Genomic DNA, 26,135 nt, shown 5'->3' on the forward strand with positions numbered 1-26,135 from the left:
TCGTGTGCAGCCTACTTAGTGCAAACCGCACACGGGACCGCGGGTGCAGCGCGCACCCGGTCTTCCCTGCGCCCTCTTACGAGAGGCGGGAAGTTTCTGGCAAAGCTCGGGCTTATCAGGCCGCGAGAATGCGAAGGCGTGTCGCCTCGGCCCGAATGGGCGGTTGCGCATGCAAAGCCGGTATCCCATAGCCGCCGATGCACATGTTGTATGGGGCGATGCCGAGGTTGGATTTGGCTGGAACTTCAATCCCTCTCACAATCAAGATGGAGGGCGTCACCTGTACGCGATGCGCGCCAGGCCGGGATGAAGACTGAAACGACGTCGTTGCGAAAACGGACCGCTTTGGAACACCCTCCCCTACAAAAAGTTTGCAACGCGGCATCTAGATCGCGCCGTTTGGTTGCGCTATCACTAATCCAACCGGTCAAAACCCCGGCAAAATTCAGGGAGAACAACGTGAGATTCAAGGGAATTGGTGCAGTTTCACTCGCGGTCGCGGCTGTCGGGCTGTTTTACGCCACAGCGCCTGCGATGGCCCAGCAAAAAACCATTACCGTCTGGTTCGGCAAGGGCTTCTACAAGTCCGAGGACGACGCGCTGCTCGAGGCGATCAAGAAGTTCGAGGCCAAGACCGGCATCAAGGTTGAACTGTCGCAATACGCCATTCAGGACATGATTCCGAAGACGGTGGCGGCTCTGGATTCCGGCACCGTGCCTGACGTCGCCTATTCCGACAGCTACGACGTGCAGGCGCAGGGCAAATGGGCCTATGAGGGCAAGCTCGAGGACCTCGGCGACATTCTGCTGCCGATGAAGTCGGCGTTCGCGCCGAACACGCTGGAGACCGCGCTGCTCTACAACGACGTGGCCAAGAAGAAGGCCTATTACGGCTATCCGCTGAAGCAGCAGAGCATGCACGTCCAGATCTGGAGCGACATGCTGGAGCAGGCCGGCTTCAAGCAAAGCGACATCCCGACCAAGTGGGAAGATTACTGGTCGTTCTGGTGCGACAAGGTGCAGCCCGCCATCCGCAAGGCCACCGGCCAGCGCATCTATGCCGTCGGCCAGCCGATGGGCGTGGAATCCACCGACTCGTTCCAGTCGTTCTACACCTTCATGGACGCCCACAACGTCAAGCTGGTCGATGACGACGGCAAGCTTCTGGTCGACGACCCGAAGGTGCGCGAAAACCTGATCAAGGCGCTGAAGGACTACACCGACACCTATACCAGGGGCTGCTCGCCGCCCTCCTCCACCACCTGGAAGGATCCGGACAACAACGTCGCGTTCCACAACAAGACCATCGTGATGACGCACAACTTCACGATCTCGATCGCGGCAAAATGGCTCGACGACGCCAACAACCCGGCGCTGACGCCGGAACAGCGGGCGCTCGGCAAGAAGAACTACGACGAGACCATCATCACGGCCTCGTTCCCCAACAAGCCGGACGGCACGCCGATCAAGTACCGCTCCGACGTCAAGACCGGGCTGATGTTCACCGCGGCCAAGAACAAGGCCGAGGGCAAGGAGTTCATCAAGTTCCTGCTGCAGGAGGAAAACCTTCGGCCCTATATCGAAGGCGCGCTCGGCCGCTGGTTCCCGGTGACGACCGCAAGCCAGCAGAGCCCGTTCTGGCAGGCTGACCGGCATCGCAAAGCCGTCTACACTCAGTTCACCGGCGGCACCACGCCGTTCGACTTCACCAAGAACTGGAAGTTCACGATCCTGAACAACGAGAACGTCTGGGCCAAGGCGATGAACCGGGTGGTGAGCGAGAAGGTTCCGGTCGACAAGGCCGTCGACGAACTGATCGCCCGCCTCAAGCAAATCGCGGGTTAAAGAGCAAACGATGCCGGCCGCCGCGGAAGTGTCGTCCCTGCGAACGCAGGGACCCATAAGCCGCGGCGGTCATTTTGGATCAAGCTGGTCGATGGCCTTCGTTCAACCACGAAAGCCTGTGGTTATGGGTCCCTGCGTTCGCAGGGACGACGACGTAGATTAGAGCAAGAGCAATGGCGATTACGATCTCGGGCGATCAGGCGATGCCAGGCCCGCCGCTTTCGGCCCGGCTGACCACCCCGCAAGTCTGGGGCATCGTGCTGGTGGCGCCCTACCTGCTGGTGTTTCTGGCCTTCGTGGTCTACCCGGTCGGGTACGGGCTGTGGCTGGCGCGTCATCCGGCGAGCTATGTCGCGCTCTGGCACGATCCGATCTTCGCGCGCGCCGCGGTCAATACGCTGATCTTTCTCCTGGTCGGCATCAATCTCAAAATGATGATCGCGCTGCTCCTGTCCGGCTTCTTCGCCCAGCAGCGCCCCTGGATCAAATGGCTGTCGGTGCTGTTCATCCTGCCCTGGGCAGTGCCGTCGATCCCGACCATTCTGTCCGTGCGCTTCATGTTCAACCCCGAATGGGGCGTGGTCAACACGCTGATCTTCAAGCTCACCGGCGATGACGGCCCGAACTGGCTCAATGACCCCACCGTGGCGCTTTCCATGGCGATCGGCGTGCACATCTGGAAATCGCTGCCGTTCTGGACGCTGATCCTGATGACCGGGCGGCTCGCGATCTCGCACGATCTTTACGAGGCGGCCGAAGTCGACGGCGCGAGCCGGACGCAGAAGTTCCGCTTCATCACCTGGCCGTCGATGCAGGCGCTGTATCTGACCTGCACCCTGCTCTCGATGATCTGGACGCTGGGCGACTTCAACAGCGTGTATCTGTTGACCGGCGGCGGACCTGCCGATCTCACCCATGTGCTGGCGACCCTTGGGATTCGCTATCTGCGGCTCGATCAGCTCAGCCTGGCGATGGCGTCCATTGTCTGCGCGCTGCCGTTCGTGCTGCCGCTGATCTATTTCATGATGAAACGGTTGTCGCGATGAAACTGCCAACGCTACGCGAAGTCGGCGTCGAAGCCCGCCTCCTCCTGATCGGGATTCCCGTGTTCCTCTGGACCATGATCCCGATCTACCACATGTTCCTGTTCGCGATTTCACCGAAGGAGGATGCGTTCTCCGGAAAGCTCTGGCCGACGCATCCGACGCTGAACAATTTCCGCATCGTGTTCCATCAGGAGCATTACTTCCTGCGCGATTTCTGGATCCAGTTCTGGAATTCGATCGTGATTGCGCTCGCGGCCGGCGCGCTGACGCTGCTGATCGCGACCGCAGCGGCGTTTGCGATCTCGCGGCTCAAGGTGCCCGGCGGGCGGTGGGTGATGAATCTGGCGCTGTTCACCTATTTCATCCCGGCGGCGTTCCTCGCCGTGCCGATGTACCGGACGATGGGCAATTACGGCCTGCTCAACAATCACTGGTCGCTGATTCTGGCGATGGTGACGATCGCCTCTCCCTACGCGATCTGGGTGCTGAAGCAGGCCTCCGACAAGCTGCCGGTCGAACTCGACGAGGCCGCCGTCATGGACGGCGCGACCATTCCGCAGCTGTTCAGGCTGGTCTATGTGCCGCTGATGATGCCGTCGCTGGTGGCGATCGGCACCTACGCGATCCTGCTCGCCTGGAACGAATATCTCTACGCGTTCCTGCTGCTCTCCAAGGACACCGAAATTACGCTGCCCGTGGCGCTCGGCAACTTCCTTGCCGCCGATGATTCGCCCTGGGAATTGCTGATGACCACCGGCTTCATCTACGCGCTGCCGCCGGCCGCGATCTATTACGCGTTCAAGCGGTATATGGTGGGCGGGCTGACCGCGGGTGCGGTGAAGTCATAACGGCGCGGCGCTCTCGCCTCGTAAACTCGAAAGCTTCGAGGCGAACGAGGCAATCACGATCACGACCGCGATCAGCGCGATCACCATCGTGCAGATCGCGTTGATCTGCGGCTTCACCCCGAGCCGCACCTCGGAATAGATCCGGATCGGCAATGTCGCCGAACCCGGGCCGGTCGTAAAACTCGCGATCACGACGTCGTCGAGCGACAGCGTGAACGCCAGCATCCAGCCGGCCACGATCGCCGGGACGATCAGCGGCAGCGTCACGGACAAAAACGCCTTCACCGGATCGCAGCCGAGATCCATCGCGGCTTCCTCGAGGCTGCGGTCGATGGAGGCGAGGCGCGACTGCACCACGACGGTGACGAAGCACATCGTCAGCGTGGTGTGCGCGATCGTCACCGTCCAGAAGCCGCGCTCGGCATTGAGCGCCACGAACAGCAGCAACAGCGACAGGCCGGAGATCACCTCCGGCATCACCAGCGGCGCATAGAGCATGCCCGAGAACAGCGAGCGGCCTTTGAAGCGCTCGCCGCGCGCCAGACCGATCGCCGCGAGCGTGCCGAGCAGGGTTGCGACCGTCGCCGACACCGCGGCGACGCGCAGGCTCATCCAGGCCGCATCCAGCATGGCGCGGTCGTTGAAAAACTCAGTGTACCAGCGCAGCGACCAGCCGCCCCACACCGTCACCAGCCGCGAGGCGTTGAACGAGTAGATGACGAGAATGACGATCGGCAGATACAAGAACGCCAGGCCCAGCGCCAGCGAGGTGATGTTGAACGGCGAAATCCGGTTCACCGGGCGCGCCATCAGCTCCCTCCCCGCAGCGTGCGGCGCTGCAGCCGGTCATAGAGCAGCAGCGGCGGTATCAACAGCAGCAGCAGCACGACGGCGGCAGCGGAAGCAACCGGCCAGTCCTTGTTGGTAAAGAATTCGAGCCATAGCGTCTGCCCGATCATCATCGAACCCGAACCGGCCAAGAGATCGGGGATCACGAATTCGCCGACGATCGGGATGAAGCACAGCAGCGCGCCGGCGCCGACGCCCGGCAGCGACAGCGGAAACGTCACCAGCCAGAACGCGCGTCCCGGCGAGGCGCCGAGATCGGAGGCCGCTTCGATCAGCGCCCCGTCCATTTTGGCGAGCGTGGCGTACAAGGGCAGGATCATGAACGGCAGATACGAATAGACGATGCCGATATACATCGCGGTGTCGGTCGACAGCCACACCACGGGCGTCGAGACGATATGCAGCGCCAGCAGCACCTTATTGAGCAGGCCGTCATGCTGCAGGATGTTGATCCAGGCATAGATCCGGATCAGGAAAGAGGTCCAGAACGGCACGATGACCAGCATCATCGCGATCGGTTGCCAGCGCTGCGGCAGCCGCGCCATGCCGTAGGCGATCGGGTAGCCGATCAGCAGCAGGATCGCCGTCGAGGTCACCGCAACGAAGATGCTGCGCAAGTACGAGGAGATGTAGAGACTGTCCGAGACCAGCAGTTTGAAATTGTCCAGCGACAGTTCCGCCAACGCCGCCTTGCTCGCAGCCCATCCCGCGGTGAGGTCGAACAGCGGCACGTAGGGCGGCTGTGCGATCGCGGTCTGCGACAGGCTTATTTTGAGCACGAAACCGAACGGCACCAGGAAGAACAGCGCCATCCACAGATAGGGCGCGATCGCAGCCAGCCGCGCCGGGCGGGCGAAGATGCTGCGCGCGCTCATTGTTCCAGCACCATGCAGTCGTCAGGCGTGAACCAGGCCACCACGCGCTGGCCCGCGAGATAGGCATCCATGTCGAGCCGCGCGGTGTTGGCCATCGATGCGCGCACCACCGCGCCGGATTCCAGCTTGACCTTGTAGGCGGTGAGCCCGCCGAGATAGCTGACATCGGTCACCACGCCCTCGAGCCGGTTGATCGCGTGCGAATTGGCCGCATCCGACACCGGTGCGCGGCGCGACAGCTTGACCTTCTCGGGGCGGATCGCGACACAGACCGTGGCCTTGGTGACCCGCTGGCGCGGCTCGGTGACCGCAAGCGTGACACCCTCCCTGGTCGTGACCAGCAGCCGGTTATTTTCGCGCCAGCCAACCTCGCCGTCGAACAGATTGACGTCGCCGATGAACTCGGCGACCCAGCGCGAATGCGGTGCCTCGTAGAGTTCGCGCGGGGTGGCGACCTGTTCGAGGCGGCCAGCATCCATCACGCCGATCCGGCTCGCCATCGTCATCGCCTCTTCCTGGTCGTGGGTGACGATGATGAAGGTCATGCCGAGCCGGCGCTGCAGGTCCATCAATTCGAGCTGCGTGCTCTCGCGCAGCTTCTTGTCCAGCGCCGCCAGCGGCTCGTCGAGCAACAGCACCTGCGGGCGGCGGGCCAGCGAGCGCGCCAGCGCCACGCGCTGCTTCTGGCCGCCGGAGAGCTGATCGGGCTTGCGCTTCTCCATGCCTTCGAGCTTGACCAGCGCAACCATCTCGGCGACGCGGGTGGCGATCTCTGCGCGCGCCATCCCGGCGCGCTTCAGACCGAACGCGATATTGTCCTTCACCGACAGATGCGGAAACAGCGCGTAGTTCTGAAACATCATGTTGACCGGGCGCAGATGTGGCGGCACCTGCGCGATGTCCTTGGCCCCAAGCAGGATGCGGCCCTCGTCCGGCGTCTCGAAACCGGCGAGCATGCGCAGCAGCGTGGTCTTGCCACAGCCGCTCGGACCCAACAGCGCAAAAAATTCCCCGGCGCGGATATCGAGCGACAGCCGGTCCACCGCGCGGAAACTGCCGAACGTCTTGCCAACCCCCTCGATGCGCAGCAGCGGCATGTCGGCGGCCGGTTCGAGCTGCGGCGCCGGGCCTACAGGCGCTTGAGATGGCGGCTCCGGCTTTGCGGGGCCCGTGACCCCATTGGCCTTCGGCGTAATTTCCGGCGATTCCTCGGTCATGTCCCCTGCCAGCCCTCGCTGCCGCACGCTAGCGGCGGATCGGCACCGGCTCAACCGCTTCGCAGCCCACAGTCACAATATTATCGCGGTCAGCGGTCATGTCTCTGCTAGGCTTGGCACTCACCGCGCATCGTGGAACGAGAAAATGAACCGGGACCGATATGATCTGCCGCTGACGACGACCTCCGACCGCGCCGCCGCGCATTATCGCGACGGCATGGACTGCATGTTGTCGGCCTGGCACGGCGCCGAGGATGCCTTCGACCGCGCGATCCGGGAAGACCCCGGTTTCGCGCTGGCGCATATCGCGCGCGCCCGCCTGCATCAGCTCAATATGCAGGGCAATGAAGCGCGCCGCATGGCCGCCCATGCACGGCAACTCGCCGCCGGCGCCGACGCCCGTGAGCGCCATCATATCGATGTCATGGCTGCCGTGATCGAGGGCAAGCCGAAAGTGGCCGTCAGCGGCGCGGAAGCGCATCTTGAGGAATATCCCCGCGATGCGCTGGTGCTGTCGATGCTGCTCGGCGCCTTCGGGCTCTATGCGTTCTCAGGCCGCCCCGACCACGACGCCGCCAAGCTTGCGGTATGCGAGCGCATCGCCAGGCATTACGGCGAGGATTGGTGGTTCCTGAGTTATCTCGGCTGGTCGCATACCGAAGCCGGCAACCTCGTCACCGGCCGCACCTTGAGCGAACGCGCGATGGGATTGCGGGCTGAAAACGCCAATGCCGCGCACGGCCTGTCGCACGCGATGTTCGAGCAAGGCGACCTGGCGGCGGGCCGCCAGTTTCTTTCCGGGTGGCTCCCCGCGCACGACCGCAAGAGCTTTCTGCACGGGCATCTGTGGTGGCACATCTCGCTGACCGCGCTCGACGAAGGCGATCTCGAAGGTGCGCTTGCGATCTACGAACAGCAAATCAAGCCGGCCGACCGCCCCTACCCGCCGCTGAATATTTTCACCGACGGCGCTTCGCTGCTGTGGCGGTTGTCGCTCGCCGGCAAATCCGGGCTGGAGCCGCATTGGCGCGATGTCGCCGCCTATGGCGAAAAATATTTCCCGCAGGCCGGGGCGCATTTCGCCGACGTGCATCATGCGCTGACCGCGGCGGCAATCGGCGGCGCGGCGCTGGACACGCGGCTGGCGCAGCTGGAAGCCCGTGCCGCCGACGGTAAACTGCCACCGGGCCGCGCGGCCATCGACATGTGCCGCGGCATGCGCGCCTTCACCGACGGCGATCATGACGGCGCGATCCGCCTGCTTGAACCCGCGATGGCCGAATTGGTGCGGATCGGCGGCAGCCACGCCCAGCGCGAATTGTGGGAGGACACGCTGATCGTGGCGTATTTGCGCGCTGGACACCGCGAGAAGGCCGCCGGGCTGATCTCCACCCGGCTCGAGCGCCGGCCGTCCGCACGTGACGCGGCCTGGTCGCGCGAAGTTCAGGCGCAGCGTTGAACGGCGAACACTTCGATCGCCGCCGCGCGGCCGCGCAACTGGGCATGACCGAGCGGTTCAACGAGCGTATTTGAATTGGGCCGGACGCGGCTGAGCAAATCGGCGGAGACCAGCAGTTTGCGGCCGGCCTCCTTGCAATATTCCTGCAGCCGCGCGGTCACGTTCACGGTGTCGCCGAAATAGGCCAGCTGACGCCGCGAGCTGCCGCATTCGCTGATCACCACGGGACCGGCATGCAGGCCGGCCCGGAAACCCGGCACCATGCCGAACTCTTCCCGGTAGGAATCCGCCTTTCCCGCGATCGTATCCGCGATCGCAAAGAAGCAGTCGATGCAGTTTCCATCCGATTTCTTGCGGTCCAGCGGCCAGGTGACGATGACCTCGTCGCCGACATAGGCATGGACTTCACCGCCATGCGCGACGATGGCCGCATCGATGTCGTAGAAAAACCGGGTAAGAAGGCCTTGCACGCGCAGTTCGCCCATCGCCTCGGCGAGCGAGGTGGAGCCCGCGAGGTCGAGGAACATCAGCACGCGCTCTTCCCGCACCGGGCGGCGATATCGCCCGAGCGCGACGTTGAGCAGCACCCGGTTGCCGACGAGACGTGTCAGCTCAAAAGCCAGTCCGACAAGCAGGGCTCCGAAAAACGCGGCCACGAAGATCTTGGGGAACGTGTCAACCCGCCATGCGGCTTTCCCGTGCCAATAAAGCAGCGGCTCCAGACCCAGAAGAACGGATGCAACAGCGACGGCCATAGTTGCGGAACGCAGCCCCAGATCCATCAGCAGCGGCCATCTGCTGATCCACTCACTTCGCCGCGAAGCAAAATAGAGATGAGTCGCCCAACCGGCGAGTGCAACGCCGATGCCGTGGAGGCCGCTTCGCAGATAGTTCGCCACGGTCGCTTCCAGTGGATTGTCCACGAGGTAGCGCAGCGTCATCCCGAACAGTATGCCGAACACGGCGATGACCAGAGCCTGAAAAACAGAGCGGTTCATTTGCAATCCGTCCCCGACATCACCGTCGCCATGAACGCCGCCAGCGCCTCGCGGTCCGCCGCCGGCATGGTCAGGCCGAGTTTGGAGCGCCGCCACAGAATATCGTCCGGGAAGCGCGCCCATTCGTGCTTCATGAGATAGCGCACTTCCGCGCCCGTCAGTTCAGGCCCGAACGCCGGGCCGAGATCGCCGCGATCCCCGGCCTCGCCAAGGATCGCCTTGACGTTCAACCCATAGGCGCCGACCAGGCGGCGGGCGTGATCCTCGCTGAGAAACCGCCAGCGCGCGCGCACCTCATCGACCTCGTTCTCGAAGCGGCTCCAGGCAAAATCGCCGCCGGGCAGCGGCGCCGCCGCAGTCCAGCGCGGCGACATCGGATAAAACGGCGTCAGGCTGGAGACGGCCCTTTCGGCGCGCAGGCGAGAGGTGGTGACGTCGCCGCCGAAGATCGTGATCAGCGGCGCCTTGCGGCGAGCGTGGTCGAAGCTCATCGCGCCGTCCCACGCTGCGCGGTTGTTCGCGGGGTTCATCACCAGGTTGGCGCCGGAAACCGTCCGCACCACGTCGAACGGCTCGATCCGCTCGCGGAAATACCGGTTGGCGGCATCACAGAGATAAGCCACGTCCTTGGCCGCCATCGCGACAATGGCGGGATCGCCCTTGAAGGCATGGCCAACCGTACCGATCAGGGTGAAATCGCGCTCATAGGGGCTGGCGAAAATCAGCCGGCCGTCGCTGTTCTGGAATACGTAGACGTTGTCGGTGTCGAACAGGCGGCGGACGACGATCTGGCTCATCTGGATCGTGGCAAGCCTGGGTGGCGGCTGGCGCAGCACGGTCTCGGCGACGGTCGCGGTCCAGGCCCCGGTGGCGTTGACCAGCGCCCGCGCGGTCACGACCTGACGATGGCCACGATCGATCGTCACCAGCCGCCAGGTCTCGCCCCGCTCGGCGCGCGTGCAGCGGGCGCCGGTGCGGATCGCCGCCCCCCGCGCCGCCGCATCGACGGCGGTGAGCACAACCAGGCGGGAATCGTCGACGACGCAGTCGGAATATTCGAAGGCGGTTCCGAACGGCCGCTTCAGCGGATTGCCGACCGGATGGTGGGTGACGTCGACGGTGGCGGAGCGCGGCAACGGCGCGCGCGAGGCCAGCCGGTCATACAGCAACAGCCATGACCGCAGCTGCCAGGCCGGGCGTTCGTCCGTGTGGGCCGGAATGGCAAAGCGCATCGGGCGCACCAGATGTGGCGCGATCCGGAGCCAGATGTCGCGCTCGATCAATGCCGCACGGACGCGAAGGAAGCGGCGCCGCTCAAGCCCTGCCAGATCGCCATGGACGAGCCGCGGCGAGGCCGAGGAGGCGCCCGCACCGAGATCGCCCTGCTCCAGCAGGATCACGCGCAGGCCGCGGCCGGCGGCATCGCGCGCGATGCCAACGCCGTTCAATCCCCCGCCGATGATCGCAAGATCGTAATCCGCCATGCAACGCTTACAGTCGAGAACCGAAGTGCACGACAACATAGCGTGTTCGCGCGAAGTGGATACCGGTTCGCATCGCAATCAAGCAGGTTGCGTAGACTTATCTGCGGCAAAAACGCGTCAAACAAAACGTAGAGCCTGCTCGCAGGCTCTAGCCGGTCTTGCGCGTGGACTCGATACCGTTGATGGCGTTGCGCCCGACCAGCGCGGCGTATTGCCCGATCGGCAGGGGTTTGCCGATGAAATAACCCTGCACCGCGTCGCAGCCCTCTTCCGACAGGAAGCCGAGCTGTTCCTGGGTTTCGACGCCCTCGGCGACGATCGACATTTCGAGGCCGTGGCCGAGGTCGATGACGGCGCGCACGATCGCGGCCGATTGCGGATTGCGCCCGAGATGCATGACGAAGGCGCGGTCGATCTTGATCTTGTCGAACGGGAACGCCTGCAGGTAGCTCAGCGAGGAGTAGCCGCTGCCGAAATCGTCCATCGAGATGCGCACGCCGAGCGCCTTGAGCCGCCGCAGCAGCGCCAGGCCACGATCGAAATCCTCGATCAGCACGCCTTCGGTGATTTCGAGTTCGAGCCGATCGGGAGCCAGCCCCGTTTCGAGCAGGATCGAATGCACCAGACTGACCACATCGCCGTGCATGAACTGCGCCGGCGACAGATTGACCGCGATCTGCATCGGCACCGGCCAGGAGGCCGCCTCCCGGCAGGCTTCGCGCAGGATCCATTCGCCCATTTCGACGATCAGGCCGCTTTCTTCCGCCAGCGGAATGAAATCGCCTGGTGACACGAAGCCGCGTACCGGATGCATCCAGCGCGCCAGCGCCTCGAAGCCGATCACCTCGCTGGTGGTAACCGTCGGACCCGAAGTGGCCTGCGGCTGGTAGTACAGCGACAATTCGCCGTTCTTGATCGCGACCGAGAGGTCCTGGTGCAGTACGCGGCGGTCGCGGATCTGCTGGTCCATCTCGGGTTCGAAGACGCTGATCGAGCCGCGCGATTTTGCTTTCGCCCGGAACAGCGCCGCGCCGGAATTGGCGAGCAGGGCTGCCGCGTCCGACCCGTTGTGCGGAAATACCGAGATGCCCGTGGTGGCACCGGCCCGAACCGGCTTGCCGTCGATGTGGAATTCCTTCGCCAGCGCGATCGCGACCTGCTCGGCAAGCGCGATGCCAGCGGAGGGCTGTTTGCCGTCGATGATCAACCCGAACTCGTCGCCGCCGAGCCGGGCCACCACGCCGCCGCGGGCGCAGTCCTGCAGGCGCTGGGCGACCTCGGTCAGCACCTTGTCGCCCATCGCGTGACCGAACACGTCGTTCACTTCCTTCAGCCCGTCGAGGTCGATGCAGAGCACCGCGAATTCCTCTTCGGTACCCTCGCAGGCCTCGATCATCTGGGCCAGCGCCTGCAGGAAGGCGGCGCGGTTCGGCAGATCGGTCAGGCCGTCATGATAGGCCATGTGCGCCATCCGCGACTCGGTCTGACGGCGATCGGTGACGTCCTCATGGGTCTTGATCAGATATTGCGGCTCACCGGCATCATCGAGCACCGTCATCCGGCGGGTCAGGAACAGCCGCAGGCCATCCTTGGTCGAGATCGGGTGTTCCTCGGTCAGAAGGCCGCGCTTCTTGATCGCCGCCTCGTCGCGCGCGATGATCAGCTTGGCTTCCCGCGGATTGAAGATATCGGCAGCCGTCAGTCCGGTGGCGTCCTCGCGGCGGCGGTTGAGGATGGTTTCGGCGCTGCGGTTGGCGAGCAGGTATTTTCCGTCCGAGACGCGCTCGACGATCAGCGAGACCGGAATGTTGTCGACCACGAGTTCGAGGAACTTCTTGGTACTCTCCAGCTCGCGCGACAACGAGCGGCGGTCGGTGACGTCATCGAACAGTGCGATCAGGAATTCGGGCTGGTTGTTCTCATCGCGCGCGATCACGCGGTTGGAAGCGAGGACGCGCTTCTCGGAGCCGCGCTCGACTTCGAACTCGGTGCGGTGGTAGCCTTCCGGCGCCTTCAGCGCCGACTGGTCCGCGATGTCGATCGTGCGTGCGGTTTCGGGTTGGAATATCTCGTCGGCGCGCTTGCCGACGATATGGTCGCGCGAGAAGCGCGAGAAACGCTCGAATGCGCGGTTGGCAAAAATATAGCGGCCGTCCTCGATGTTCTTGGCGGCGACGCAGACCGGAACGTTGTCGAGCACCGATTCCAGGAACTGCGTGGTCGACGCCAGCTTGCGCGAAAGTTTGCGCTGCTCGGTGCAATCCTCATGGGTCGCGACCGACCCGCCATTCGGCAGGCGGAAATACTTGACCAGAACCGATTTGCCGTTTGGCAGTTCGGTGATCAGGCCGTCCGCGGTAGCGGCCTGGGCATAGAATTCGTCGACGGTGACATCCAGTGCGCCGCGCCTGCGCCGCTCTTCCAGCAATTCCGGCCCGGTCATGTTGCGGGGAATGTCCGAGCGGACCAGGCCATAGATTTCGAGATAGCGGTCGTTGCTGAAGATGATGCGCTGACGGGCGTCGGTCATCACCACGCCCTGGCTGAGATTGTTCAGGGCTGAGCTGACGAAGGCACTGCGCCGGAGTTGCGAGCGCTTGACCCGGCGCAGCGCCGACAGCACCCATAGCGCGGCCGCTGCCAGAAACGATACGACCACGATGCCGCCGATCAGCATCTCCCAGATCATGTTGGGGTCGACTTCACCGAAATAGCCCGACGGCGCCAAGCCGCCGGAAACGGCCGGCGCGGCCCATGCCAATCCGTACGGCGCAGAGGTGGCGAGCAGACACACGAGGGCCAGCGCCGGAATCGAATCCCTCCCGCCTGCCTGCCAATTCTTGCCAGCCATCATTCACCCGCGGATTTCCGGGCGGAGTGTCTGGCTTGACGGGTTTGGATCGGGTAAACGCCTACCCTTGCAACCGGAAAATGCGACTCAAATTACGGCAATTGCCCTGACATGATTAATGCTTCACTAACAGGATGGGACCTCAGGGCATATGTCGAGGCAATCCAACGGGTTGTTGGGGCATACTTCTGAACGAAACGATAATACAACAAGCGCACCGCGGGCATGATCCCGCGCCAAATTTCCGGGCCTGAAGCGTACATGGACAAGGTCGATTGCGTCGTCATCGGAGCGGGAGTGATCGGGCTCGCGATCGCGCGGCGGCTCGCCCAGCACGGCCGCGAAGTCATCGTGCTGGAGGCGGCCGAGGGCATCGGCACCATCACCTCATCGCGCAACAGCGAAGTGATCCACGCCGGTATCTATTACCGCGCCGGCAGCCTGATGGCGCAGATGTGCGTCAGTGGCAAACGGGCGCTCTACCAATATTGCCGCGACCACGGCATACCGCATCGCAATTGCGGCAAGCTGATCGTCGCGACGACACCTGCGGAAACAGAGAAGCTGCAATCGATCCGCGCCCATGCCGAAGCCAATGGCGTCGACGACATGCAGCTTCTGACCGGCGAAGCGGCGCGCGCACTCGAGCCGGCGCTGAATTGCGATGCGGCCCTGCTCTCGCCGTCGACCGGCATCATCGACAGCCACGCCTACATGCTGGCGCTGCGCGGTGACGCCGAGGAAGCTGGTGCCGCCTACGCGTTTTACACGCCGCTGCTGCGCGCCCGGGCAAACGCGGGCAGGATCGAAATCGAGACGGGCGGCGATGCGCCGATGGTTCTGGAATGCAACCTGCTGGTCAACGCAGCGGGATTGGGCGCGCCTTCGGTCGCGCGCAGCATCGAGGGCATGCCGATCGAGTTGATACCGCCGGCGTATCTCGCCAAGGGCAATTATTTCAGCTGCAGCGCGCGGGCGCCGTTTTCACGGCTGATCTATCCGGTGCCGGAGCCCGGCGGGCTTGGCGTACACCTCACCCTCGACATGGCTGGACAAGCGCGCTTCGGTCCGGACGTCGAGTGGGTCGAGAGCATCGATTACGCCGTCGACCCGGCCCGTGCCGACAGGTTCTATCCCGCGATCCGGCGCTATTGGCCGACGCTGCCGGACGGGGCGCTGATGCCGAGCTATTCCGGAATCCGACCCAAGATCGTGCCACCTGCGGTTGCCACGCAGGATTTCCTGATCCAGGGACCGCGCGCGCACGGCGTCACTGGACTGATCAACCTGTTCGGCATCGAATCGCCGGGACTGACGTCGTCCCTGGCGATCGCTGATCATGTTGGTGAATTGGCAGAACAGTAAGCGATAAATACAAGATAATTTCGCAATACAACCTATACGGATGAGCGCATCAGCGCCCATCCGATGGTGAATTACGTTTCGCTATTCTGCTGGAGACCGGTTTAGTGGACCGTATCGCTGGCGGTTTGTTTCAACCGCTCGATCTCGTCCTTGACCATCAACTTGCGGCGCTTCAACTCGACAATGTGCAGGTCGTCTGTGGAAAGGTGCACGAGCGCTTCGTGCAATTCGTTTTCGAGGATCTTGTGTTTGCGTTCAAGTTCAACAAGATGCGCCTGTAGAGCCATACGAAATCTCCTCGGTGGGTGAAACCTCAGATTCGATCCGGACGAAGGAGTGTACACCAGCCGCCGAATCTGTCGATGGCTATCCAGAATCGGGGCTCTCATTTTTCGGATTTATCTGTAACCAATCGTGACTATGGAACCGGGTCAGCTTGCGGACCGGCCCCGCAGGGACGATATTTCGCTGGCGGCTTCGCAAGCCGTCTACAACCACATCGTGCTTTTGCAGTTAGCGTACGCCATGACCAACGAAGATGAGCGCGAGCTCGTAAACGAGCTTGCCCGGCTGCAGCAGGAGCATCGCGATCTCGATGCGGCGATCGACGCGCTGCATCAGTCGCCGGCGCCGGATCTGCTGCGGCTGCAGCGGCTGAAGAAGCGCAAGCTGCAATTGCGCGACCGCATCGCCTTCATCGAAGATCAGATCACGCCTGATATCATTGCCTGATCGCAGGGCCTGATCGTAGAACCTGATCGCGCTGGCACCGGATGCTGCGGAGGACAAGCCGCACAGCCTGGCTGCCGCCGATCGGTTCGCCCGGCAGGTGCGAGTTTTTTTCGGAACGGCGCCCGCCTGCGGCAAATCCCTTTTCCCCGACATCCACAAGGCGCCGCGGTTGCCACGAATTTTCAGGGCCGCGATCGCGTCGCCGGCAGCCAGTTGAGCGCGGGAAAACGAATTTTCGCGCACGCTCTTTGCTTGACTCTAATAGAACAAAAGAGGAACATATCTCCCTGCCGCCAGCAAAGGGAGTTTTGTCATGTCCGCACCACCGTCCCTGTCCGACAACAGCCGCTACGAGCAAGCCTGCGATCAGGCGATCGCGATGTGCGACGGCAATCTGCGCTCGACCATCAAGGCGCTGATCATGGCCAACGAATATCTGGAAGCCGAGCTGGAGGAACTGCAGGCGGCGATATCCGCCGGCTGCGTACCAACCCAAACCTTGCGCACCAGCAGCACTGCTGCCTGAGCAGCAAAACCGGAGCGACAATGATGGCCGATGTCACCTATTACGTTGCATTGCCATTCCTGCAGGACGATGACGGCTCGCCGGTCGCTGGCGCGGCTGAGGAGTGCCAGAGTCCGACTACCGCGCTGCGCCGCGCCGAGATCCTGTCGCGAGCCCCCGGCAGCATCGGCGCAGTCGCGTTCAGCCGCAGCGGCGATCCCATGATCGGCGAATTCGGCGACGCGCAATTGCTGCGGAAGTTCGGCAACGTGCCGGAAGATTTGAGCGGGCTTTGACCGTTTGCGAGCATTCGTAAGGTGGGCAAAGCCAACGGGTCGCGCGAATGCGCGACCGATGACAGGCTCCGCGTGCCCACCATTCAGTGCGATGATCAAAGATGGTGGGCACGGCGCAAGTGCGCGCCTTTGCCCACCCTACGAACTCCGTTCACGCCTCATGCCGCCGCTGCGCCTTGCGGATGTACATCGCGCTGTCGGCCTCTTCCAGCGCGCGGCCCAATTCCGCGTGAGGACCCAGGATCGCGACTCCGGCGGAGGCGCCCGCGGTAACGGTGCTGCCACCAAACACAAAGGTAAGGCGATCGATCGTCCCCTCCAGCAACGCCGCCTTGGCCCTGGCATCGGTTTCGCTGAGATTCCACAACAGCAACGCGAACTCGTCGCCGCCGAGCCGGCCGATCACGTCAGATGCGCGCACATGAGCCAGCAGCGTCTTCACGATGGCCTTGAGCACCTCGTCGCCGGCGGCATGACCGAAAGCGTCGTTGATCGGCTTCAGGCGGTCGACGTCGAGCACGATCAGGGCGCCACTTGCGTGGTAACGCTTGATGAAGGCGATCGCGCGGTGCAATTCGCGCTCAAAACCGCGCCGGTTCGGAATATCCAGCAGGAAGTCGGTATCGGCCGAGGCCTGCAGCTCCTCGATTCGTGCCCGAGCCCGCGCCAATTGCGTCTTGAGCCGGCGGATCGTCGATTTGGGGTCAACGGACGGAGCCGGGGACGGGCTTGCGGACTTGCGGATCCCGCGCGGCGCGGCTTTTGGTCCTGCCGGGGCCGTTTTCGGGCGTTTTGCGGTTCCCGCAGCCGCCACCCTGGTTTTCTTCTTCATGACCTTCCCTGTGCAGGCATGCGTATGAAGGCTTGCCCGGATTCACCAAGACAGGATAGTCCATTCCTAATCCCTTGCCATGCCTTGGATGACGCCCGGGCCGCCCCTATAATCGGCCTATGTTTCTGGATTCCCCGATAGAATTGACGAGATGACCGCACCGATCGCCATAATTATGGGAAGCCAGTCGGACTGGGAGACCATGCACCACGCCGCCGACACGCTGGCGGCGCTCGGGGTCGACTGCGAAAAACGCATCGTCTCGGCCCATCGCACACCCGACCGGCTGTTTGCTTTCGCCAAGGGCGCCAAGGCGGCCGGCTTCAAGATCATTATCGCCGGCGCCGGGGGTGCGGCGCATCTGCCGGGCATGGCGGCGGCGCTGACCGAGCTCCCGGTGTTCGGCGTTCCCGTCGAATCCAAGGCACTGTCCGGCCTCGATTCGCTCTATTCGATCGTGCAGATGCCCGCGGGCGTCCCTGTCGGCACCCTTGCGATCGGCAAGGCCGGCGCGATCAACGCCGCCCTGCTCGCCGCCAGCGTATTGGCGCTGAACGATCCGGCGCTGGCGACGCGCCTGGCCGCCTGGCGCAAGCAGCAGACCGATGCGGTCAAAGAGCGGCCGGAGGGCTTGGCGTGACGGCTTCCAACAATGTGAAGCTGAAGCCCGGCGACACCATCGGAATTCTCGGCGGCGGGCAATTGGGCCGGATGCTGGCGATGGCCGCCGCGCGCCTCGGCCTCCGCTGCCAGGTGTTTTCACCGGACCCGGATTCGCCGGCCTTTGACGTGGTGCTGAACGCCACCTGCGCGGAATATGCCGATGTCGAGGCGCTCGAACTGTTCGCCAACGACGTCAACGTCATCACCTATGAATTCGAGAATGTGCCGGCCGCCACCGCCATGGTGCTGGCGGCGCGCCGTCCGGTGCTGCCGGCCCAGAAGATCCTGGAGACCACGCAGGACCGGCTGGTCGAAAAGGATTTTGTGAAGCGCCTCGGTATCGGCACCGCCGACTATGCCGACGTGTCGTCGGTGGAAACCCTGCGGGCGGCGATCAAGAAGATCGGCCTGCCCGCCGTGATCAAGACCCGCCGCTTCGGCTATGACGGCAAGGGCCAGGCGATCATCCGCGACGGCGACGATCTCACCCGGGTCTGGGAAGACCTCGGCACCAAATCGGCGATCCTCGAGGCCTTCATTCCGTTCGAACGCGAGATCTCGGTGATCGCTGCGCGCTCGGTCGACGGCCAGGTCGAGAGTTTCGACGTCACCGAGAACGAGCACCGCGACCACATCCTGAAAATCTCGCGCGCGCCGGCGCAGATATCGGATGCGCTGGCAGCGCAGGCACGCGGCATCGCCGAGCAGATCGCAACCGCGCTGAACTATGTCGGCGTGCTCGCGGTCGAAATGTTCGTGGTAGCGGAGAATGGCGGGCCGAAAGTGCTGGTCAACGAGATCGCGCCGCGGGTGCATAATTCCGGACACTGGACGCTCGACGGCGCCTCGATCTCGCAGTTCGAGCAGCACATCCGCGCCATCGCCGGTTGGCCGCTCGGCAAACCGGTCCGTCATGGCGAGGTCACCATGACGAACCTGATCGGCGACGACATCCTCGGCTACGAGCAGTGGCTGACCGTTCCCGGCGCCACCGTGCACCTTTACGGCAAGGGCGCGCCGAAGCCGGGCCGCAAGATGGGTCACGTCACCGAAGTGTCGCCGCGCAAGAAATAGCCGCAAGCCCGCATCACGCAGGCTTGCGTCACGCAGGTTTGCGCTAGGCCGACTTGCGACCCTCGACGACGCCGGAGGGCTCCTCGCTGAGCCAGCGATAGATCACCCCGCCCAGCACGCCGCCGATCAGCGGCGCCACCCAGAACAGCCAGAGCTGCGCCAGCGCCCATCCGCCGACGAACAGCGCGGGCCCGGTGCTGCGCGCCGGATTCACCGAGGTGTTGGTGACGGGAATGCTGACGAGGTGGATCATGACCAGCGCCAATCCGATCGCCAGCGGTGCAAAGCCCGCCGGCGCCTTGCCATGGGTCGCGCCCATGATGATGAACAGGAACATCATGGTCATGACCACCTCGGTGATGAAGCAGGCAACCATGCTGTATTTGCCGGGCGAATGCGCGTCATAGCCATTCGACGCAAAACCCTTGGTGACGTCGAAACCGGCAGCGCCGCTTGCGATCACATAAAGCAGCGCCGCCGCCGCAACGGCGCCGATCACCTGCGCGATGATGTAGGGCGCGATTTGCCCGGTTGGAAAGCGCCCGCCGGCCGCAAGCCCCACCGTGACGGCCGGATTGAGATGGCAACCGGATACATGGCCGATCGCGTAGGCCATGGTGACGACGCTCAGTCCGAACGCAAAGGACACCCCGACCAGTCCGATACCCACCTGCGGAAAGGCGGCGGCGATGACGGCGCTGCCGCATCCCGCAAATGTCAGCCAGAACGTGCCGATGGCCTCGGCGGCATATTTCTTCGTATCCATGGTTGTCTCCCCAGATTGTTGCTGCCGGGTTGCTGAAAACTCCGGGAACAGCCCCGATCTGGGCACATAACTTCCCAAATCAGGGCCGAACAGCGTCAGATTTGCCGCATTTCATGGCTTAACTTGGTCCGGCTGTTCGCTTCACAGGTGGACATCCCAGGTTTTGTCTGGTAAATGCCCGCCTTCAGGTTAAGGGCTAGGCCTTTCGCCAGCTCTTCGCTTTACCAGAATTCCTATCCGATCAATTGAAAGAGGATGCCGCGTGCAGGTTCTCGTCCGCGATAACAATGTCGATCAAGCCCTCAAGGCGCTGAAGAAGAAGATGCAGCGCGAGGGTATCTTCCGCGAGATGAAGCTCCGCGGCCATTACGAAAAGCCCTCCGAGAAGAAGGCCCGTGAAAAGGCCGAAGCCGTGCGCCGCGCGCGCAAGCTGGCTCGCAAGAAGCTGCAGCGCGAAGGCCTGCTGCCGATGAAGCCGAAGCCGGTGTTCGGTGCTGGCCCCGGTGGCGACCGTGGTGGTCCCGGTGGCGGTCGTGGCGGCCCCGGTGCAGGTCCGCGCGGACCGCGCTGAACGACCGAGCAGATTTGAATTGGAAAGCGCGGGCCTCGGCCTGCGCTTTTTTTCTTTGGGTTTTTTCTTTGGGTTTTTTGTTTGTCGATCCGAGGGCCTGACGGGTTCGCTCCGCCGGTTGCGGCTATTTTGACCGATGCATTTTACGGCGTGCCGGGCTACCTATGCGCCATGAACGCGCGAGCATTCCGCCATAAGGCCATTCCGGCCTCCCGTTCGTTTTCTCGTGGCGTGCGCCGTACGGCCGTACTTGCTGCGCTGTTGACGATGCCGCTTGGGGGCTGCTCGTTCGATCTGGGATCGTGGGGTGCGGACGGCCCAAAGCCGCAGCCCGTGGCGCAGAAACCGACCGACAATATCAGCGCGCGTAGCGTCAGCGACTCGCAAGGCTATGCCACCCGCGGCCAGGTGCTCGCCAAGTCCGGCAAGAACGAAGAGGCGCTGGCGGAATTCGATCGCGCCCTCGCACTCGATCCGTACAACGTCCAGGCGCTCTACGGCCGCGGCCTGATCTATCAAGGAGAGAAACAGTACCAGCAGGCGATCGAGGATTTCACCGCCGCCAACGGCCTGACGCCGCAAAAGGTCGAACCGTTGCTCGGCCGCGCAACAAGCTATCTCGCGATCGACAAGGCCAAGGAAGCCGCCGCCGACCTCGACGAGGCGGTGCAGGCCGATCCCAACAGCGCACCGGCGTGGTCAGCCCGCGGGCAGGCCTATGAACGGCTTGGCGACAAGGCCAAGGCGGCCGCTTCCTATGGCCGTGCCATTGCAATCCGCCCCAAGGACGAAGCCGCACGCAGCGGCCTGGCCCGCACCGGCGGGTAGACGCAAAATCGCGAAAACAACCCCATGCAAAGTAGAAGCCCCGGTCGCGGCCTGCGTCCGGGGCACGAGAAGACACGATCTTAAGGATTATTTCGGCAGGACCGCGTGGAACAACGACTTCGCCGTCGACAGTACGTCTTCGGCTACAGCCGTGCTGCGCTCGCGCACCGACGGCTCCGGCACATCGGCCCGCAAATCAAGCGGGCGCGAAACCGGGATTTCGGCCGGCGGCGTCGGACGGCGCGGATCGACAGACGCATTGGCCGCGTAAGGCGGCCTGCCCTGATCGAAGGTCTCCCCTCCTGAAGGCGTCGAGACCGAGATCGGCGGCGGCAACGGGCGAAGCGCCGGCGCGGCCGCGACCCGCGGCGTCTCGCTTCGTGGCATCTCGATCCGCGGGGTCTCGATCCGCGGAGTCTCGACTCGCTGAGCTTCGGGGGTGCGCACCACTTCGCCTGCACGCGGCGAACCATCATTGTTGACCCGCAGACGCTCGATTGCAGCGCGCGCGAGGTCGTTGGCGTCGCGGCGGTCATCCGGCACAACAGCGGTTTCGACCGGCGGCGCGGCAACAGGTGCCGGCGGCGCGGCCGCGACGGCCGGCGCCACGGGCTGCACCGGTGACGGCAGCACGACCCTGATCTTTTCCTTTTCGCGTTCGCGCGGCGCGGCGCGGGTGGCGCGCGGTTCAACCGGAACGCTTGCGGTCTCGGCCGGCACGTCGGCGGGCTTCGCGTCAGCCTTTACATCAGGCTTCACGTCCGCCTTCACATCAGCTTTGGCTTCAACCTTCTCGACCACCGCCGGCCGTTCGGCCGCGGTCTTCTCGAGGAGAGCTTTTTCGGAAATGCCCTTGGCCCTGACGCCCGCCGTCGGCGGGTTGCCGGTTTCAGTGGCCTTGGTATCAGTGGCCTTGGCTGGAGCTTTGGGGTCGGCAGCCGATACGGCGGCGGCGACAGGGGCGTCCGCGCCCGGCCTGGTGACGATGTAATGGTTGACGATGTAAGCCCCGATGACGGTCGCTGCCACCGAAGGCAGGATGTCGATCGTGAATTTCGAAATATACTTCTTCAGCATGCCGGCCACTCCCCGCGGCCAATTTGATGGGGGAACTTCTGGGCATATTGAGGGATCAACTAAGACGGATCGGTGGCAATTGTGCAGATCCTCATGAGGTTCCGTTTCTACCGCTCTAAGGCGACCCCACCGGGCCCTTGTTGCGGGACGTTCCGGGAGCCGCACTATTAACGGCTTGTCAGGACCTGCGGCCGAAATGGGTCGGTTGCGGTGCTGCCGATAACGGACGGTCAGGGCTTCAGCTCGACCTCCAGGAACACGATCTCGGTTGCCGTTTCGTTGAGCACGTCGTGCTCGACGCCCGCCTTTCGGAAATAGGATTTACCGACGGCGAGCTGCGCCTTCGAGCGTTCGCCGTTCGGCGCCACGATGGTCATTTCGCCCGATGTCACCGGCACGATGACGTAGTCCATCCCGTGGGTGTGGTGGCCGGTGGCGCTGCCCGGCGCCAGCCGCCACTCGGTGACGCGAACTTCCGGGGTGTCGACCTGAACGTCTGACGTGGCGCTGAGCATTTTGGATGAACTCCAGGGAACGACAAGGGAACTACGGCACGAATACCATGAACAGGAATACGGCGAACACCACCATGTGGACCAGCCCGAACAGGATATTGGTGCGACCGGTGCCGAAGGTGAGCATGCTGAGGACGAAGGTCAGCACCAGCAGCACCATCTCCTGCGTATTGAGCCCAAGCACCAATTGCTTGTCGAGCGTGTAAGCGGCGACGGCGACGGCGGGAATCGTCAGCCCGATGGTCGCCAGCGACGAGCCGAGCGCCAGATTGATGCTTTTCTGCAGGTCGTTCTTGCGGGCGGCAGAAATGGCGGCGACGCTTTCCGGCAGCAGGATCAGCAACGCCACCAGCACGCCCGCGAAGGCCGGCGGCGCGCCGATGCTGGCAATCGCGATATCGACCACAGCTGAGAATTTCTTGGCCAGCAGCACCACCGCCAGCAGCGAGACCAGCAGCAGCGCGATGCTCAGCGCCAGCATCCGGTTCGACAGCAGCGATCCGTCCGCCGCATCGCCTGTGGCATCGTTGATGAAATAATCGCGATGCCGGATGGTCTGGGTATAAAGAAAAACGCAATAAAGTACGAGTGTGACGACGCTGACAAAGCCGAGCTGGGCGGCCGAATAGAACGGCCCCGGCGCCGTCAACGTGTAGTTGGGCATGATCAGCGTGATGGTCGCCATCACGAACAGCACGCTGAGATACAGGTTGGCCCCGGAGACCTGAAAATCCTGCTCGCGATAGCGCAGCCCGCCGATGAAGATGCAGATGCCGACGAGGCCGTTGCACACGATCATCACCACCGCAAACACCGTGTCGCGCGCCAGCGCCGGCACCGGCTTTTCGCCGAGCATGATGGTCGCAATCAGCGCGACCTCGATGATGGTGACCGCCAGCGTCAACAACAGCGTGCCGTAGGGCTCGCCGATCCGTTCCGCGATCACCTCCGCGTGATGCACGGCGGCAAACACCGTGCCAAACAGGATCGCCAGCAGCAGCGCCGCAAACAGCAACCCGCCGGCCGTCGGTGTGAACGTCAGCCCGAGCGCGGTGGCGACCACGAACAGCGCCATCGCCAAGGCGGGGAAAATCCACGACGATTTCGGCATCGGGCCGTGCGCGCTCATGCGATCAAAATCCTTGAAATCATTGCCGTCCGACTATGCAGTAAACAATCACCGCCGTCAGCCTTTTGCGGCATTGATGAATTTTCGCGCTGCTGCCGCCGCGCCGTATGCATCGAGATCGTTGTGGCCGCCGTCAGGGAACCTGACGAACGTCTTGGGCTCGTGCGCAAGCGCAAACAGACGCTCGCCAAATCGGATCGATATGGTGGGATCTCGCGCGCCGTGCAGGATCAGCATCGGGGCCTTCACCCCGGCGATGCGCCGGTCGGAATGGAATGGATCTTTGATCGCCCAACGAACGGGGAAGATCGGAAATGCGGCAGCGCCAACGTCGGCAAGCGATGTATAGGGTGCCTCCAAAATGATCTTGCCGATCGGATGCTCCGCCGCCAGCGCCACCGCGACGCCGGTGCCGAGCGAAAAACCCCAAGCCACGATCTTGTCCGCGCTGTATCGCGCCGCCGTGAAGGCATAGGCCGCGGCCGCATCCTGCAGCAAGCCGCGCTCGCTCGGGTGTCCGCTCGAGCCGGCATAGCCGCGATAGGACATCGCGACGACACCGGTACCGTCGGCAATCAGCTCACGAAAGCGGCCGAAGAAGCCGGCGAGGAAATCGCCGTTGCCGTGGAAATAGAGAATGACGGGACGGCCGGGCCTGGCCGGAACGTGCCAGGCGATGACCTTCTCACCGTCCGCGGTGGCCAGCACATGCTCTTCGGCTTCCGGAAAACCGGCCGCCTGCGGCGAGATGCGCTCGGTGGTGGGAATCGGAAACAGGAACGAGCGCTGCAAGAAGAAAAGCGCGGCAAGCCCGCAGGCATAACCGACCGAAACGACAATCAGCAGCCATTTCAGGACGGTCATGACTTCCCGTGATCGGAGTTACATCCCCTTGACGATGTTCTCGGTGACCTTCTTGGCGTCGCCGAGCAGCATCATGGTGTTGTCGCGATAGAACAAGGGATTATCGATGCCGGCATAGCCCGACGCCAGCGAGCGCTTGATGAACATCACGGTTCCGGCCTTCCAGACCTGCAGCACCGGCATGCCGTAGATCGGCGAGGTCTTGTCGTCCTCGGCCGCCGGATTGGTGACGTCGTTGGCGCCGATCACGAAGGCGATGTCGGCCTGGGCGAATTCGGAGTTGATATCCTCGAGTTCGAACACCTCGTCATAGGGCACGTTGGCTTCGGCCAGCAGCACGTTCATGTGGCCGGGCATGCGGCCCGCGACCGGGTGGATGGCGTACTTCACCTCGACGCCTTCCTTCTTCAGCAGATCGCCCATTTCGCGCAGCGCATGCTGGGCCTGCGCCACCGCCATGCCGTAGCCGGGCACGATGATCACCTTCTGCGCGTTCTTCATGATGAAGGCCGCGTCGTCGGCGGAGCCGAGTTTGGCGGGCTTCTGCTCGCCACCGCCACCGCCGGCCGCCGCGGTCTCGCCGCCGAAGCCGCCGAGAATGACCGAGATGAAGGAACGGTTCATCGCGTGGCACATGATGTAGGACAGGATCGCGCCCGACGAGCCGACCAGCGCGCCGGTGATGATCAGCGCGGAATTGCCGAGCGTGAAGCCGATGCCGGCCGCGGCCCAGCCGGAATAGGAGTTCAGCATCGAGATCACGACCGGCATGTCGGCGCCGCCGATCGGAATGATCATGAGCACGCCGAGCACCAGCGCGATGATCGTAATCAGCCAGAAGTCGAGCGCGCTGCCGGACCGCACCAGGCCGAAGATGAAGAACACCAGCGCCAGAGCCAGCGCGATGTTGATGATGTGGCGCGCCGGCAGGATGATCGGCGCGCCGCTCATGCGGCCGGACAGCTTCAGGAACGCGATCACGGAGCCGGTGAAGGTCAGCGCACCGATCGCGACGCCGAGCGACATTTCGATCAGGCTCGCGGCGTGGATCTGCCCGGGCTTGCCGATGTCGAACGCTTCGGGCGCGTAGAACGCGCCGGCGGCCACCAGCACCGCGGCCATACCGACCAGCGAGTGGAAGGCGGCGACCAGTTCCGGCATCGAGGTCATCGGCACCCGCCGCGCGATCACCGCACCGATGCCGCCGCCGATGGCGATGCCGAGGATCACCAGCACCCAGGCGAGGCCGTCCGCCGGCGGATGACTGGCGAGCGTGGTCGCGACCGCGATCGCCATGCCGACCATGCCGAACAGATTGCCCTGGCGGGACGATGCCGGACTGGACAAGCCGCGCAGTGACAGGATGAACAGCACACCCGCCACGAGATACAATAATGCAGCCAGATTGGCGTTCATCTCAGGTCCCCTATTGTCTTCGCCACCCCG

The 26,135-nt window shown here is 63.7% G+C and carries 26 protein-coding genes; 12 read left to right on the forward strand and 14 right to left on the reverse strand.

All coding sequences use genetic code 11. The features are described 5' to 3' along the window. Window positions 1-459: 459 nt before the first annotated feature. The 3 genes from JQ575_RS08850 (at window position 460) to JQ575_RS08860 (ending at window position 3,739) form a co-directional block, all read left to right on the forward strand. The gene (locus JQ575_RS08850) at window positions 460-1,845 is read left to right on the forward strand and encodes an ABC transporter substrate-binding protein (RefSeq protein WP_212032844.1); all 1,386 of its coding nucleotides are present in this window, start codon (window positions 460-462) and stop codon (window positions 1,843-1,845) included. 173 nt (window positions 1,846-2,018) lie between these two features. Then, window positions 2,019-2,891 carry a carbohydrate ABC transporter permease gene (locus JQ575_RS08855; protein WP_192736772.1) on the forward strand — a complete coding sequence of 291 codons (873 nt, stop codon included), beginning with the start codon at window positions 2,019-2,021 and terminating at the stop codon, window positions 2,889-2,891. Further along, window positions 2,888-3,739 (forward strand): carbohydrate ABC transporter permease, encoded by an 852-nt coding sequence (locus JQ575_RS08860; protein WP_212032845.1) that lies wholly within the window; start codon window positions 2,888-2,890, stop codon window positions 3,737-3,739. Before JQ575_RS08855 ends, JQ575_RS08860 begins: the two co-directional genes overlap by 4 nt. Here the strand turns inward: JQ575_RS08860 and JQ575_RS08865 are convergent. The 3 genes from JQ575_RS08865 to JQ575_RS08875 are packed head-to-tail and all read right to left on the reverse strand — an operon-like array spanning window position 3,734 to window position 6,560. Continuing rightward, entirely contained in the window at window positions 3,734-4,549 is an 816-nt protein-coding gene (locus JQ575_RS08865) for an ABC transporter permease (RefSeq protein ID WP_212032846.1), read from the reverse strand. The genes JQ575_RS08860 and JQ575_RS08865 overlap by 6 nt on opposite strands. Then, complete coding sequence (locus JQ575_RS08870) at window positions 4,549-5,463, reverse strand: ABC transporter permease (RefSeq protein WP_212032847.1); 915 nt, start codon at window positions 5,461-5,463, stop codon at window positions 4,549-4,551. The genes JQ575_RS08865 and JQ575_RS08870 overlap by 1 nt, the downstream gene beginning before the upstream one ends. Beyond that, window positions 5,460-6,560 carry an ABC transporter ATP-binding protein gene (locus JQ575_RS08875; protein WP_249166549.1) on the reverse strand — a complete coding sequence of 367 codons (1,101 nt, stop codon included), beginning with the start codon at window positions 6,558-6,560 and terminating at the stop codon, window positions 5,460-5,462. Before JQ575_RS08875 ends, JQ575_RS08870 begins: the two co-directional genes overlap by 4 nt. Before the next feature lie 265 nt (window positions 6,561-6,825). Here JQ575_RS08875 and JQ575_RS08880 point away from each other — a divergent pair, with 265 nt between their 5' ends. Further along, a complete protein-coding gene (locus tag JQ575_RS08880) occupies window positions 6,826-8,139 on the forward strand; it encodes a tetratricopeptide repeat protein (protein WP_249166539.1) in 1,314 nt (437 codons plus the stop codon). Here the strand turns inward: JQ575_RS08880 and JQ575_RS08885 are convergent. The 3 genes from JQ575_RS08885 to JQ575_RS08895 form a co-directional block, all read right to left on the reverse strand. After that, window positions 8,124-9,137, reverse strand: a complete 1,014-nt coding sequence (locus JQ575_RS08885; RefSeq protein WP_212032849.1) for an adenylate/guanylate cyclase domain-containing protein — start codon at window positions 9,135-9,137, stop codon at window positions 8,124-8,126. The two genes, JQ575_RS08880 and JQ575_RS08885, sit on opposite strands and share 16 nt — an antisense overlap. Further along, window positions 9,134-10,621, reverse strand: coding sequence for a glycerol-3-phosphate dehydrogenase (locus JQ575_RS08890; protein ID WP_212032850.1), 1,488 nt, complete (start codon window positions 10,619-10,621; stop codon window positions 9,134-9,136). The genes JQ575_RS08885 and JQ575_RS08890 overlap by 4 nt, the downstream gene beginning before the upstream one ends. Before the next feature lie 148 nt (window positions 10,622-10,769). Continuing rightward, entirely contained in the window at window positions 10,770-13,472 is a 2,703-nt protein-coding gene (locus tag JQ575_RS08895; protein WP_212032851.1) for an EAL domain-containing protein, read from the reverse strand. Between the two features lie 261 nt (window positions 13,473-13,733). Between JQ575_RS08895 and JQ575_RS08900 the strand changes: the two genes are divergently transcribed. After that, on the forward strand, window positions 13,734-14,837 hold the full coding sequence (locus JQ575_RS08900) for an NAD(P)/FAD-dependent oxidoreductase (RefSeq protein ID WP_212032852.1): 1,104 nt from the start codon (window positions 13,734-13,736) through the stop codon (window positions 14,835-14,837). 101 nt (window positions 14,838-14,938) lie between these two features. Here the strand turns inward: JQ575_RS08900 and JQ575_RS08905 are convergent, their stop codons facing one another. Further along, window positions 14,939-15,124, reverse strand: coding sequence for a YdcH family protein (locus JQ575_RS08905; RefSeq protein WP_192736781.1), 186 nt, complete (start codon window positions 15,122-15,124; stop codon window positions 14,939-14,941). A gap of 238 nt (window positions 15,125-15,362) precedes the next feature. Between JQ575_RS08905 and JQ575_RS08910 the strand changes: the two genes are divergently transcribed. The 3 genes from JQ575_RS08910 (at window position 15,363) to JQ575_RS08920 (ending at window position 16,370) form a co-directional block, all read left to right on the forward strand. Further along, a complete protein-coding gene (locus JQ575_RS08910) occupies window positions 15,363-15,569 on the forward strand; it encodes a YdcH family protein (protein ID WP_212032853.1) in 207 nt (68 codons plus the stop codon). Between the two features lie 313 nt (window positions 15,570-15,882). After that, the gene (locus tag JQ575_RS08915) at window positions 15,883-16,095 is read left to right on the forward strand and encodes a hypothetical protein (protein ID WP_192736783.1); all 213 of its coding nucleotides are present in this window, start codon (window positions 15,883-15,885) and stop codon (window positions 16,093-16,095) included. Between the two features lie 23 nt (window positions 16,096-16,118). Next, window positions 16,119-16,370, forward strand: coding sequence for a hypothetical protein (locus JQ575_RS08920; protein WP_212032854.1), 252 nt, complete (start codon window positions 16,119-16,121; stop codon window positions 16,368-16,370). Between the two features lie 151 nt (window positions 16,371-16,521). Here the strand turns inward: JQ575_RS08920 and JQ575_RS08925 are convergent, their stop codons facing one another. After that, a complete protein-coding gene (locus JQ575_RS08925) occupies window positions 16,522-17,202 on the reverse strand; it encodes a GGDEF domain-containing protein (protein WP_212032855.1) in 681 nt (226 codons plus the stop codon). Between the two features lie 151 nt (window positions 17,203-17,353). On the opposite strand from JQ575_RS08925, the gene purE reads away from it, so the two are divergent. Beyond that, on the forward strand, window positions 17,354-17,842 hold the full coding sequence (purE, locus tag JQ575_RS08930; protein ID WP_212032856.1) for a 5-(carboxyamino)imidazole ribonucleotide mutase: 489 nt from the start codon (window positions 17,354-17,356) through the stop codon (window positions 17,840-17,842). Then, complete coding sequence (locus JQ575_RS08935; protein ID WP_192736786.1) at window positions 17,839-18,939, forward strand: 5-(carboxyamino)imidazole ribonucleotide synthase; 1,101 nt, start codon at window positions 17,839-17,841, stop codon at window positions 18,937-18,939. Before purE ends, JQ575_RS08935 begins: the two co-directional genes overlap by 4 nt. A gap of 43 nt (window positions 18,940-18,982) precedes the next feature. Here the strand turns inward: JQ575_RS08935 and aqpZ are convergent, their stop codons facing one another. After that, complete coding sequence (aqpZ, locus tag JQ575_RS08940) at window positions 18,983-19,705, reverse strand: aquaporin Z (protein ID WP_212032857.1); 723 nt, start codon at window positions 19,703-19,705, stop codon at window positions 18,983-18,985. 262 nt (window positions 19,706-19,967) lie between these two features. Between aqpZ and rpsU the strand changes: the two genes are divergently transcribed. Beyond that, a complete protein-coding gene (gene rpsU / locus JQ575_RS08945; RefSeq protein WP_192736788.1) occupies window positions 19,968-20,276 on the forward strand; it encodes a 30S ribosomal protein S21 in 309 nt (102 codons plus the stop codon). Window positions 20,277-20,543: 267 nt separating this feature from the next. Beyond that, window positions 20,544-21,104, forward strand: coding sequence for a tetratricopeptide repeat protein (locus tag JQ575_RS08950; RefSeq protein WP_312015914.1), 561 nt, complete (start codon window positions 20,544-20,546; stop codon window positions 21,102-21,104). Window positions 21,105-21,191: 87 nt separating this feature from the next. Here JQ575_RS08950 and JQ575_RS08955 read toward each other — a convergent pair whose 3' ends face one another. The 5 genes from JQ575_RS08955 to JQ575_RS08975 all read right to left on the reverse strand — a co-directional run bounded on the left by JQ575_RS08955 (window position 21,192) and on the right by JQ575_RS08975 (window position 26,105). Beyond that, on the reverse strand, window positions 21,192-22,181 hold the full coding sequence (locus JQ575_RS08955) for a hypothetical protein (RefSeq protein ID WP_312015909.1): 990 nt from the start codon (window positions 22,179-22,181) through the stop codon (window positions 21,192-21,194). A 230-nt stretch (window positions 22,182-22,411) separates the two neighbouring features. Next, window positions 22,412-22,696: a cupin domain-containing protein gene (locus JQ575_RS08960; protein WP_192736790.1), complete on the reverse strand. Its 285-nt coding sequence runs from the start codon at window positions 22,694-22,696 to the stop codon at window positions 22,412-22,414. 31 nt (window positions 22,697-22,727) lie between these two features. Next, entirely contained in the window at window positions 22,728-23,825 is a 1,098-nt protein-coding gene (locus JQ575_RS08965; RefSeq protein WP_212032859.1) for a calcium:proton antiporter, read from the reverse strand. Window positions 23,826-23,882: 57 nt separating this feature from the next. After that, window positions 23,883-24,689 carry an alpha/beta hydrolase gene (locus JQ575_RS08970; RefSeq protein WP_212032860.1) on the reverse strand — a complete coding sequence of 269 codons (807 nt, stop codon included), beginning with the start codon at window positions 24,687-24,689 and terminating at the stop codon, window positions 23,883-23,885. An 18-nt stretch (window positions 24,690-24,707) separates the two neighbouring features. Then, window positions 24,708-26,105, reverse strand: a complete 1,398-nt coding sequence (locus JQ575_RS08975) for an NAD(P)(+) transhydrogenase (Re/Si-specific) subunit beta (RefSeq protein WP_192736793.1) — start codon at window positions 26,103-26,105, stop codon at window positions 24,708-24,710. Window positions 26,106-26,135: the final 30 nt, after the last annotated feature.

The sequence above is a fragment of the Bradyrhizobium sp. JYMT SZCCT0428 genome, assembly GCF_018131075.1.
Classification (GTDB): Bacteria; Pseudomonadota; Alphaproteobacteria; order Rhizobiales; family Xanthobacteraceae; genus Bradyrhizobium.